Here is a 12,295-nt window from a genome sequence, read left to right on the forward strand (position 1 = left end):
GTGAAATGAAAAAAAAGAGAATAAAACCCAGTCCCCGGTTTTTCAGAGGAATGACAGCTATTTTTTCTGCGCTTTTAATCCTGACAGGGAGCATCCGTACCGTTGCGTTTGACTGGAAAGATAAGGTAAATGAAATGCTTGGAGTTTCCAGTGAAGGCGTGAAACGGAGCCAGAATCCGGATGATTACATCTATCTGTCAGATTATGACACAGCGGCAGAGCTGGTCGAAGCAGAAATCGGACTTGCGACAAGAATCCAGGCTGAGGGAACAGTGCTGCTGAAAGGAACCGCTGAGGCGGGTGGAACAAATGTGACGCTGTTTGGTATGCGCAGCCTCAAAATGCAGTACGGTGGTACGATGGGCGGAAAAGTATCCGAAAAACAGTGCGTCAGTCTTGCGGATGCTCTGACAGAATACGGATTCAGTGTCAATCCAGTAATGCAGCAGTTTTATATGGATATGACACAGACCTATACTCCGGGAAACGCTGCAGGAGCAACCAATATAGATACAAATACAGGAACGACTGTCAATGAAGTTCCGGTAAGTGAATACACACAGACGCAGGAAGACAGCTACGATACGTACAGCGACGCTGCAATCATTGTGCTGGGCAGGGATTCTTCTGAAGGAAGCGACTATTATCCGGGAGCGGAAGGCATTGCAGACGCGGACGAGTTTTCCGGGAGTCCGACAGGAAATATCCTCGGTCTGTCAGATGATGAAAGAGAGCTGATAGCCTATGTGGAATCCCAGGGATTTGGAAAAGTGATTGTGCTGATTAATTCCGGAAGCGCTATGGAACTCGAAGAGCTTGATATGGATGACAGTGTGGATACGATCATGTGGATTGGCAATCCGGGATGCTATGGCACATATGGTATCGCGCAGATATTAAGCGGCGGGGTGCTCCCGTCGGGACATCTGGCGGATACTTATGCAGTTAATTCGGCACTTTCGCCGGCGGCAGTAAACTACGGTGCATACACATTTACAAATGCGGCTGATATCGATTCGTCTCCGAATGATGCGCTTCGTTCGAGCTGGTATCTGGCAGAGCTGGAGGGGATCTACATTGGATATAAATATTATGAGACCAGATATTATGATACTGTCACAGGAGCGGGAAATGCATCGGAGGCAGCGCACGGTGAAACGGCTGATGGCAAAGATGTATGGAATTATATAGCAGTATCGACTGGTCCGGCGTGGAAGATTCTGCAGTCACTGTGAGGGTGACGAATACAGGAGATGCGGCGGCAAAGCATGTGGTACAGCTTTATGTAGCCCAGCCGTATACAGACTATGACAGAGAGAACGGCGTAGAAAAACCGGCAATCCAACTCGTAGGATATGCAAAGACCGGAGAGGCGTCTGAGTCTGATTATACGCAGTCGGTGCTCCTGAATCCGGGTGAGAGTGAGGAGGTTACTGTGATATTTAATACGGGTGATTTCCGGACTTATGATGATACTTATGTGCACGACGATGTGACAGGCGCATATACGCTGGAAGCAGGAGAATATGTGTTCTCGACAGGTAATGGTGCGCATGATGCAGTACAGTCTGTACTGAAATACCAGTATCCGGAGCTGATGCAGAATGTAACGTCGTCCGGCGTGACGCTTGCAGTTGAGCTGGAGGAAGACATGGCGTTTACAGAGTCCAATGGTACGGTGATTCAGAACCGGCTTGCGGATGCCGATCTGAACACGTGGGCTTGCGGAACGGAGGTGACATATCTGACAAGAAATGACTGGGCAGGAACATTCCCGACAGAGGTAATGTTTGTAACGGCGACAGAAGAAATGATTACACTCCTGCAGAATGCCACCTACGATGCAAATGAGGTAAATGCACAGTATGACGGAGAAACTGAGTGGGAATATGAGCAGAATCTGGGAGTTGTGGCGGCGCAGCTTTTCGGTGCGGATTATAACGACCCGCTATATGAGGATTTAATGCGGGAAGTCAGCCTTCAGGATATGCTGGACCAGTATACCGCTAACACGGAGACGCTGAAATCGATAGGTCTGCCAAAGGTAAATGGTGCAGACAGCCCGCTTGGCATTATGGGGATACTTGGAAGATTTACAGAGGGGACAATTTATGAGATAGAAGAATCAGATGAATATTACGGATATGAGACGAACGTATATGAAAGTGAAGTCGTAGTTGCATCGACATATAGTCATCTGCTGGCTTCAGAACAGGGAAGGATGGTCGGAAATGATTCAATCTGGACTCTTGTGACCCAGTGGAATGCGCCGGGACTTAATGTACACAGAAGTCCGTATAATGCGAGAAATTATGAATATTATTCAGAAGATTCCGTACTTACGGGAAATATGGGTGCAGATGTGGTGAGAAAAGCACAGGAATATGGGGTGTCAGCAACAGCAAAGCATTTTGCATTTAATGACCAGGAAACGGATCGTGATGGCGTAGCTGTATTTATTGACGAGCAGGCCGCAAGAGAGAATGAACTCAGAGGTTTTCAGATTGTGATTGAAGACGGTGACCTTATGAATCTGATGACTGCATTTAACCGGATAGGTCTTACTCATTGCGGGGCAAGCCAGGAACTGATGAATGGTATTCTGCGCGGAGAATGGGGATACAACGGAAGAGTGATTACCGATTCTGTGAAATCTGCACAATATTTTCTTCCGAGCGAATGTCTGATGGCAGGCAATGATCAGATGCTTGGCGGTGGTAACAGCTCTGCTGCGTGGGGGTACAGTGTGGAAGTGTTTGAAGAGGATACTGCACTTCAGGCACAGCTTCGTGAATCATACCACCGTTATCTTTACACGGCAATCAACAGCAATCGCATGAACGGCATTACGGAGGAAAGCTCTGTGGCCAGTGCATACACGGCGTGGCAGTGGATTCTGACGGGTATATGGGGCGCATGTATTGTTCTGGCAGCGGTATCTGCTGTCCTGTGGGGATTAAGTGTCCGATGCAGAAGGAAAACAGACAGGGAGAAAACATATGAGTAAGAAGAAAAGAAAGACAGGATTAGATATCGCAATGATGGTGCTGACCGTAGCGGGCATGGTGCTGTTCCTGCTCAGTTATACAACCGGATATTATGTGTTCGGTCAGATGCACAGTGTGGCAATTCTGATTTGCCTGTTTACAGCGGTAGTTGTGGAAATGGCCGGAGCATATGTGCGGGAACGCGGGCTTGTTAAAATATCGGGTAAAATATCCAATAATGCGGAAATCGGCGTTTATGCGCAGAAAAAAAGCCCGGAAAAAGAATGGACTTATATACTTGTAATCGCGATGATTGTTCTGCTCTGCCAGGCAGTGGGAATGATTCTGATGGACCGGGTGGAAGCTGTGGGAAACTGTATCGTGACGGATTTTGATTCCGGACACGGCGGTGAGGAAGCAGTATATATGTCATTTGCCGCAATCGGTTTTTTCCTTATCACGGTTATACTGGGAATCGTGAAGAGTTTTCTGGGAGGAAGAAGAATAGAGGTGGTGGAGACAAATGAAGATTAAAGGCGTGAATTTCGGAAACTGGCTGGTTCTGGAAAAATGGATGAGTCCGGAGCTATTTGAGGGAATTGATGCAGAAGATGAAGTGTGGCTGAACCGTGTTATGGACCAGACAGAGAAGGAAGCGCTTCTTAAGCAGCACAGGGATACCTATATAACAGAAAAGGATTTTAAACAGGTCGCTGACTGGGGACTGAACCTGGTCCGGCTGCCCGTTCCGTTCTTTGTATTCGGTGACCGGACTCCCTATGCCGGTTGTATTGAATATGTAGATAAAGCGTTTGATTGGGCAGAAAAATACGGCGTGCAGATTCTTGTGGATCTGCATACCGTGCCCGGCAGCCAGAATGGATATGACAATGGCGGTATCATCGGAGTCTGCAAGTGGTGCAAAAAACCGGAGGAAGTGAAATTTGCTCTGAGTGTACTGGAACGGCTGGCACAGCGTTACGGAGAACGGAGGGGATTGTACGGTATTGAAGTGCTGAATGAACCAATAAGCCGGCTTGTCTATATGACAGCGCCGTCAACGGGAAAAGCGAGGGACAGGGAAGAGGCGAAAGGCTCTTCCTATGTACCGATGAAGTTTTTAAAGCCGTTCTATATAGAAGCCTACAAACGGCTGAGAGCAATTTTGCCGGAAGAGAAAACCATTGTGTTCCACGATGGATTCCGGCTGGGAGCATGGAAGGATTTCTTTAAGAAGGCAGGCATGAAGAATGTGGTGATAGATACCCATATTTATATCAGCGCTATGGAGAATATGTTGCCTCTGCATTTTCTGCCTGTATATAAAATATATGTGTGGTACAACATGCGTGTCATTAAAAAGACTGCGCGCTGGACGCCTGTGATAGTCGGCGAGTGGAATATTGTAAATAAAAGAGCGCTTATCCTGGCAGAGAAAGAAAAAGATGCCGGACGACAGAAACAAATCTGCCGGATGGAACACTGGAAGATTGAGGATATGGAGCGGAAGGCATGGGAATCCTCGGCTGGATGGATTTACTGGAATTACAGGTTGCATAAGGATACGGACTGCGACGATGCCTGGAAGAATATCAGAAACACACTGGACGGATGGGATTTTACAAGGACGGTTGCACATGGATGGTGGAGAGAATTGTATGACGAACAATAAGACAGAAGAAAGCGTAGCAAAAAAGAAGACGGGTTTATGGAATAATAAAAGATTCCACACGAAGATAAAAACAAAAGATGTGAATTTTTGGGAAATGGTGTTTGGATATTTCCTGGGTCCTCTGGGCGTGCTGATTATGACAACACTGGTCAGTACATACTATCTGACCTATTACCGGACTTATGACGATATTGTTGCGCAGGGAACATTTCTGACGCTTTTACCGCTGATTTCCGTAATCCCAATGGTGCTGTCAAACATTATTGCAGGCGTATTGATTGGCAGGACGAATACAGGAGAGGGAAAGGCAAGACCATATATACTGGCTGCAGCGCCTCTGCTTCTAGTATCCGGTATCCTGGTATTCTGTATTCCTTATCTGAGCCTGGAATTTCGCATGGTCTGGATGGTGCTGACCTATAATCTGTTTGCTGCGGTGGCAAATCCATTGTATTCTACTTCGCATTATCTAATGGTTTCGCTGTCTACGAGGAATCTGGAACAGAGGGGAAAACTGTCTGTAGTGGCAAACATTCCTGCGGTGGCAGCAAACGGACTCTTTAGTAGCATCGTTATGCCGTTGATTTTGAGCTGGATTAAGTCGGCGGCAGATAAGCAAGGCGTACAAAACCGATGGCAGTGTATCATGGTCATGTTCTCTGTTATTGCATTTTTTGCATGTATCCTGGAATATTATTTTACGAGAGAGCGTATCACGGAGGAAGGGAAAGGCTCTGAAGAAGAGGAAGAAAAGGTTTCTTCCGTAAAGCAGTTAAGGGCGGCGATGAGCGATAAATACTGGTGGATTATCATGATTTTCTACGCTCTTTATCAGGCGGGAGTTATGTTTAAAGGCGGATTTATCTTTAATATTTATTGCAATGAGTTTTTTGCAGAGACGCAGGTGTTTGGAATGCAGCTTAACGGGGAGATGGTACAGTCCGTGCTGGCGCTTATAAGCGGGATCCCTCTTGCTGCCGGGATGTTGTTTATCTCGCCACTTGCGAATAAATTCGGCAAGAGGAGCGTGATCATCGCCGGACTGGCATTCTCTATTGTGGGAAGTATCATTTGCATATCGGCTCCGGACAGTTTTATGGTGGTGCTGATTGGGCAGACATTCAAGGGGATAGGAAGTATTCCAGGAGCGTACATTATGATGGCGCTTTTTGCAGATGTACTGGAGCATCTTGAAGCGAGATTCGGTTTCCGCTGCGATGGCGTTTCCATGTCTGTATATAATGCGATTCTGACGGTTGTAAATGGGCTTGCGACGGCGTTTTTCCTGTTTTTTTATGATAATTCTGCTTTTTCCCCGGCAGGAGTGGCAGAGTTCTTTTTCGTGGGATATGAAATTATTGCACATGCGGTATTGATAATACTGCTCCTGTTTATGAATGTTGAAAAGGGCATAAAAGAGGATCAGAAAATCATTGCAGAAAGAAAAAAGACGGCAAAATCAGCAGTAAAGGGAGAATAGTGATGAAAAAGAAAAAGCTGACATTAATCATTTTAAGTATAGCAGTATTGTTTATGACAGTTTCGGGAATATACTTGTCTGTGGTAAAAAAGCCTGCCGCAGACCGGAATAATCAGGAAAAAGAACCGGTCCTTGCAGAAGAACAGAAAGAAAGCCCGCTATACGGGAAAAGGATAATATTTCTCGGCTCTTCTGTAACATATGGAGAAGCAGCAGACGGATATTCATTTGTAGACTATCTGGAAGAAAAAGATGGAATAAAAGCTGTGAAGGAGGCTGTTTCGGGCACGACTTTGACAGACAGTGGCGGTGATTCGTATGTGCAGAGAATGAAAAACAATATAGATAAAGATATGGAAGCTGATGCATTTGTCTGCCAGTTATCTACGAATGATGCGACACAGCGAATGCCGCTGGGAGAAATCGCGGATACGAAAGAGCTGGAGGATTTTGACACAGGCACTGTTACAGGTGCGATAGAATATATTATAGGCTATGCATCTGAAACGTGGGACTGTCCTGTTATTTTTTATACAAATTCAAAATTCGGGCATAAAGGTTATGAAGAAATGATAGATGTCATGACCGATATCCAGAAAAAATGGAATATCGGGTTTATTGATATGTATAATGATACAGAATTTAATGATATTTCAGATGAGCAGAAAAAAGAATATATGGCAGATTATATTCATCCGACGCGGCAGGGATATATTCAGTGGTGGGCACCCTATATAGAAGACTATCTGATTACTTATTTGGCGGAGTGATGGAATTAAGAGGATAAATGAGAGAATCATATTCTGGTATGATGTCTCTCATTTATTCTGATTAAAACAGGTGTTATTTAAAAAATATAATCGGATATGAGGAGGACGGAAGATAAAAAGAAGAGAAAGTGTATGAAAGAACTATAAAACGTATTGACAAATCGGGGCAGCATGCTATCATCTTAAAAATAAATAGTTTAAATTTAAAATAGAATGGAGGAAAAGAAAATGAATTATTCTCTTGAATCATTATTGTATGGGATGCAATTCAGAAAATTATTGGAAAAGAAGCTGGCGCCTTTAGAAAAAGAGTACGGATTACATAAGATAGATATGCAGCTCTTGTTTTACCTTTCTCATGCAGGGGAAAAAAATACATCGTCTGATATGATGGAGCTGAAAATGTTTACCAGAGGACACATTTCACAGTCATTAACTCGGCTCCAGAAAAAAGGTTATATTCAGATGGAGCAGGATCTGGAGGACAGGCGGTGTACACATAATTATCTGACGAAGGAGGCATATGTTGTAATAGAACAAGTGGAAAAGATTTATGAAAGCGGGCAGAATATTATTATGAAAGGCGTGACGGAAGAGGAAAGGCGGATCTTATTGGTTGTTGCACAAAAAGTAAACCAGAATATTAATGACGAATTAGGAAATTAGTATGACTGATTCGGAATAGCCGAAAGCGTTGTTTTTTATTCAAATATTTTAATTTTAAAATATTTATAAATAAATCAAGAAACAAGAATTGAATATTCAGAGAGAAAAAAGAGCAGTGAAAATGGCAGCAACGACAGATATTTAGAATTTACAAACCTGACTAAGCCAGATGCTGAAACCAAATGCCTTAATAAAGAAATAGGAAAAACCGGAGGAGGAAATTTTGTAAGAGCTGTTTATATCATGGAAAGTCTGTGGCATTTAACAGAAAAGCCGGATGCAAAACCAGAGAATTTTTTGCATCAGATGCTTTGTATATGCCGTATGAACGGGATTCCTGCAAAATGCGTGTGCGGCATAATTTCCGGAAATGAAAAGCTGCAGTCCTGGGTTGAGGTATCTACGGATTATGGATACGTGGGAGTCGATCCATGGAACCGCTGCCTGACAGATGAAACATACATGAAACTGGCACAGGGAAGGGATCTGGAAGAGTGCGCAATATTTGAAGTAAAAAAAGAAAGGCAGAATTATTCACTGGATATTCAGATAACTACTGCAGCAGAAGAAAATAGTGACAGAGGAACAGGAGGTGTCGGAATGATTCAAAAAAATATAGATAAAGATGGCATGGATTTTTCGGGACAGGTGGTGGAAAAAAGCAGTTATGACGGCATGAGAGAAACACTTCACAAGATGCTGTCCTCGGATGAACTGCTGATATGGACAATCACAAAGAGATTGGGACTTCAGCGGACAGACAAGAGAATGTACCTGGAAGAGTTTTCTGAAAAAATGAATCTCCCGCTGCGGAAATCCTCCATGCTTGTAAAACGTCTGCAGGATGCCGATTATGTGGATTGGAAATATGATGGATTGGGGGAAGAAGGAACTTATGTTGAATTCACCGGCAAATGGTGGGAGGCGGTTGAAAACCAGAAAAGAGGCATGGAGAAAGTATATGGCGGCACTGTTGAAAAATTCGGAAAGGACAGGTTCCTTCAGTTGTTAAGCGAGATAGAGGATTTCAATGAAACCGTCAAAGAAATTACCGATATGAATGGAGATGAAATCGATGGAACAGAATAAATTGAGCAGTTATGCAGAAGGGAAAAAACAGATCTGCATGGAAAACGATAAAATACCTAAAAAACTATATGAAGAATATGGCGTGAATTGTGGACTGCGAGACGAAAACGGGAAAGGGGTATTAACCGGATTAACCCGTATTTCTAAAATTGTATCTTTTCGCAAAAATAAAGAGGGAACGCTGCAACCATGTGATGGAGAATTATGGTATCGGGGGTATCACATCTTTGATTTGATTGATTCTCTGAAAGGCGAATATGGTTTTGAAAAGATTGCATATCTGCTGTTATTTGGTAATTATCCGGACGCTAAAGAGGAAGAAGCCTTTTTTCAGGTTTTGAGCGAAGCAAGGGAACTGCCGCAGAATTTCACGAGAGATGTACTTATGAAAGCTCCGTCTAAGGATATTATGAATTCTATGACGAGAAGCGTATTGACGCTTGCATCTTATGATAAGCGCAAAGAGTTTAACACGCTGGAAGATAATATCCGGCAGGCAATTCAGATGATTGCCGTTTTTCCTATGCTGGCTGTTTATGGATATCATGCGTATAACCATTATGAGAATCATGCCAGTATGTATATACACCGTCCAGATCCGAAATTATCAACAGCAGAAAATATTCTCAGGATGTTAAGGCCGGATGCTTCTTATACACAACTGGAAGCAAAAGTGCTGGATGTGGCTCTGATACTCCATATGGAGCATGGCGGCGGAAATAATTCTACATTTACGACCAGAGTCGTAACCTCTGCAGGTTCTGACACGTATTCTGCGGTAGCGGCGGCGATGTCTTCATTAAAAGGTCCGAAACATGGCGGAGCAAATATAAAAGTCATGGAGATGATACAGGATATCAAAGATCATGTGCCAGACTGGGAAGATAAAGAAGCAGTTGAGAATTACCTTGCAAAAATACTGGACAAGGAAGCCTTTGACCATAAAGGGCTGATTTACGGAATGGGACACGCCGTATACTCTGTTTCTGATCCGAGAGAAAAAGTGCTGAAATTCTACGTACAAAAACTTGCAAAGGAAAAAGGGAGAGACAAAGATATGGCTCTGTATGATGCGATCGAGGAAGCAGCACCTGTACTGATCGCACAGAAACGGCATATTTTCAAAGGAGTCAGCCCTAATGTTGATTTTTACAGCGGATTCGTATACGAGATGCTGGGAATACCAATGGAGCTTTATACGCCTTTATTTGCGGTGGCCCGCATTGTCGGCTGGAGCGCACATAGACTGGAAGAGCTTGTAGGAATGAATAAAATTATCCGTCCGGCTTACATGAGTGTTATGCGGGAAAGGGAGGAGTGATTTCATGTATGGATATATCTGTTGTAATAAAACGGGGTTAAGTGAAGAAGAAATCAACCGTTATCAAAGTGCTTACTGCGGGTTATGTAATAACTTAAAAACAAGGTACGGGCAGTTGGAAAGAATCAGTTTAAGTTATGACATGACATTTGTGATTCTGTTTTTGTCGTCGCTCTATGAGCCAGAGGAAGAAGCAGGGGAGTTCCGGTGCGGAGTCCATCCGTTACATAAAAAGACAGAGACAGAAAATAAATTTACGGCGTATGCTGCGGATATGACGATTGCCTTATCTTATTACAAATGTATGGATGACTGGAAGGATGAAAAGAAATATTTGAAGCGCCTGTATGCGAGAAGCATAAAGAAACAGTATCAGGAGGTTGCTGAAAAATACCCCCGGCAATGTAAGGCTATTTCGGAAGGCATCAGGGAATTGGAGCAGATAGAAAATTCAACAGCGGATACAAAGCCGGATGATGCGGTTAAGTGTTCTGGAAAAATGTTGTCGGAACTTTTTGTTTATGAAGAGGATTTTTGGAGTAACAGCCTGCGCTCTTTTGGATTTGAACTTGGGAAATTCATCTACCTCATGGACGCATCCATGGATTACAAGGAGGACATCAGGAAACATAATTATAACCCACTGATCGGGATGAATAAAAAACCGGAGGAAATGAAAGAAATCCTTACAATGTGTATAGGGAATGTGACACAGATTTTTGAAAAGCTGCCTTTGGTCCAGGATCAACATCTGCTGAGAAACATCTTATATGGAGGCGTGTGGCAGAAATATTCTGAAAAAATGCAGAGGAAGGAGAAAAAGCATGGTTGATGATCCGTATAAAGTTCTCGGCGTACCCGAAAATGCAACAAAAGATGAGATAAAGAAAGCATACCGAAAAAAAGCAAAGGAATATCACCCCGATTTACATCCGGATGATCCTCAGGCAGCGGAAAAAATGAATGAGATAAACGAAGCCTACGATATGTTGAATAATCCTGAAAAATATAAGAAAGAACAGCAGAAATCTCAACAGAACAGTTATTCCTATGGAAACACATATGAAAGAAACTCAGAGAGAGGTTCCACATACGGCAATGGCTGGGGAGGCTATCGGAATGAAGGGAATGGCGGAGGATATGGCGGATTTGGAGATTTCAACTTTGACGATCTGTTTTCCTTCCGGGGCAGAACATACACGCCGCCGAAGGCAAAAGTGGAGCCGGGTGACAGTGAAGAAATCCGTCAGGCAATTGATTTAATAAATATACGTGAATTTGCAAGAGCCAATGAAATTTTAAACCAGATTTTAGGAAAGGACAGGAATGCAAGATGGTATTATCTGAGTTCCTTATCGAATTATGGGATGGGAAACCATATACAGGCTGTTGAGCAGATTCAGAAGGCAATACAGAAGGAACCGGAAAACAGACTCTATCAGAACACGCTGCAGAGCTTTCAAAATTCCGGGACAGCATACAATCAGGACGGGCAGGAATATCAGAAATATGCGGATGGGATGAACAAAATCTGCCGGAGTTTCTGTGTGATACAAATGTTTTGCATGTTCTGCAGATGATGAATCCGATAAATGAAGAATGAAACAGGAGGCATGGATCATGAGCAAAGTAATAGGAATCGACTTGGGAACGCCGCTGAGCTTGTCCATAGAAACAGTCGGCGGAGTGGCGACACGTCTGGTAGAAAGAAATTCCACTTTGCCCACCCGCTATTCACAGGTGTTTTCAACAGCGGCGCCATATCAGAAATCTGTGGAAATCAATGTCCTGCAGGGAGAACGGCCGATGGCGAAGGACAATAAAAGCATAGGTAAGTTTAAACTGAAAGGGATCAAGGCGGCTCCGGCAGGTGTGCCGCAGATTGAAGTGACATTTGACATAGATGCAAACGGAATACTGATGGTTTCTGCAAAAGATCTGGATACGGGGAAACAGCAGTCTATTACCATTACTGCCAATGACAGGATGTCAGATGCCGAAATCGAGCAGGCTATGGAAGATGCAAGAAACTATGCAGGACAGGATCAGGTGCGCCGGGAGGCGGCGGAACTGTTGAATGAGTGCCAGAGCCTGCTAAATGAAACAGGGCAAAAAGTAAAGGATGCAGGAAAACAGCTTGATAAATCAGTGAAAAAACGGATAAAAAAGAAAAGTAATACGTTGAGAAAGCTGGTAGATAAATGCCGTTTGGATAAAGTAACAGAAACTGAAATCAATGATATGAGATCAGAAAAAAGCCAGTTGGAAAATCTGGTGTCCGGTGCATTTGGGTCTGAACAATAAGAAAGG

11 protein-coding genes and 1 pseudogene are annotated in these 12,295 nt (G+C 43.6%); all 12 read left to right on the forward strand.

Annotation, left to right across the window (positions count from 1 at the left end; translation table 11 throughout):
- Nucleotides 1–5: 5 nt before the first annotated feature.
- On the forward strand, nt 6–1,235 hold the full coding sequence (locus tag NQ534_RS14980) for a glycoside hydrolase family 3 C-terminal domain-containing protein (protein WP_006861609.1): 1,230 nt from the start codon (nt 6–8) through the stop codon (nt 1,233–1,235).
- A complete protein-coding gene (locus tag NQ534_RS14985; RefSeq protein ID WP_081455587.1) occupies nt 1,178–3,007 on the forward strand; it encodes a glycoside hydrolase family 3 N-terminal domain-containing protein in 1,830 nt (609 codons plus the stop codon). Before NQ534_RS14980 ends, NQ534_RS14985 begins: the two co-directional genes overlap by 58 nt.
- Nucleotides 3,000–3,521: a hypothetical protein gene (locus NQ534_RS14990; RefSeq protein ID WP_006861611.1), complete on the forward strand. Its 522-nt coding sequence runs from the start codon at nt 3,000–3,002 to the stop codon at nt 3,519–3,521. Before NQ534_RS14985 ends, NQ534_RS14990 begins: the two co-directional genes overlap by 8 nt.
- Nucleotides 3,511–4,659: a glycoside hydrolase family 5 protein gene (locus NQ534_RS14995; protein ID WP_006861612.1), complete on the forward strand. Its 1,149-nt coding sequence runs from the start codon at nt 3,511–3,513 to the stop codon at nt 4,657–4,659. Before NQ534_RS14990 ends, NQ534_RS14995 begins: the two co-directional genes overlap by 11 nt.
- Nucleotides 4,646–6,139 (forward strand): MFS transporter, encoded by a 1,494-nt coding sequence (locus NQ534_RS15000; RefSeq protein WP_006861613.1) that lies wholly within the window; start codon nt 4,646–4,648, stop codon nt 6,137–6,139. Before NQ534_RS14995 ends, NQ534_RS15000 begins: the two co-directional genes overlap by 14 nt.
- A 2-nt stretch (nt 6,140–6,141) precedes the next feature.
- The gene (locus NQ534_RS15005; protein WP_006861614.1) at nt 6,142–6,909 is read left to right on the forward strand and encodes an SGNH/GDSL hydrolase family protein; all 768 of its coding nucleotides are present in this window, start codon (nt 6,142–6,144) and stop codon (nt 6,907–6,909) included.
- A 228-nt stretch (nt 6,910–7,137) separates the two neighbouring features.
- Complete coding sequence (locus tag NQ534_RS15010) at nt 7,138–7,575, forward strand: MarR family winged helix-turn-helix transcriptional regulator (protein ID WP_040782878.1); 438 nt, start codon at nt 7,138–7,140, stop codon at nt 7,573–7,575.
- Between the two features lie 306 nt (nt 7,576–7,881).
- Nucleotides 7,882–8,664 (forward strand): transglutaminase domain-containing protein, encoded by a 783-nt coding sequence (locus tag NQ534_RS21990; RefSeq protein ID WP_527250097.1) that lies wholly within the window; start codon nt 7,882–7,884, stop codon nt 8,662–8,664.
- Nucleotides 8,642–9,985, forward strand: a complete 1,344-nt coding sequence (locus NQ534_RS15020; RefSeq protein WP_334290760.1) for a citrate/2-methylcitrate synthase — start codon at nt 8,642–8,644, stop codon at nt 9,983–9,985. The genes NQ534_RS21990 and NQ534_RS15020 overlap by 23 nt, the downstream gene beginning before the upstream one ends.
- A gap of 4 nt (nt 9,986–9,989) precedes the next feature.
- Nucleotides 9,990–10,817, forward strand: a complete 828-nt coding sequence (locus NQ534_RS15025; RefSeq protein WP_040782885.1) for a DUF5685 family protein — start codon at nt 9,990–9,992, stop codon at nt 10,815–10,817.
- On the forward strand, nt 10,810–11,565 hold the full coding sequence (locus NQ534_RS15030) for a J domain-containing protein (RefSeq protein ID WP_006861620.1): 756 nt from the start codon (nt 10,810–10,812) through the stop codon (nt 11,563–11,565). Before NQ534_RS15025 ends, NQ534_RS15030 begins: the two co-directional genes overlap by 8 nt.
- Before the next feature lie 70 nt (nt 11,566–11,635).
- A pseudogene (locus NQ534_RS15035) lies at nt 11,636–12,289 on the forward strand (Hsp70 family protein); the annotation flags it as partial.
- Nucleotides 12,290–12,295: the final 6 nt, after the last annotated feature.

It is taken from the genome of Marvinbryantia formatexigens DSM 14469, from assembly GCF_025148285.1.
GTDB lineage: Bacteria > Bacillota > Clostridia > Lachnospirales > Lachnospiraceae > Marvinbryantia > Marvinbryantia formatexigens.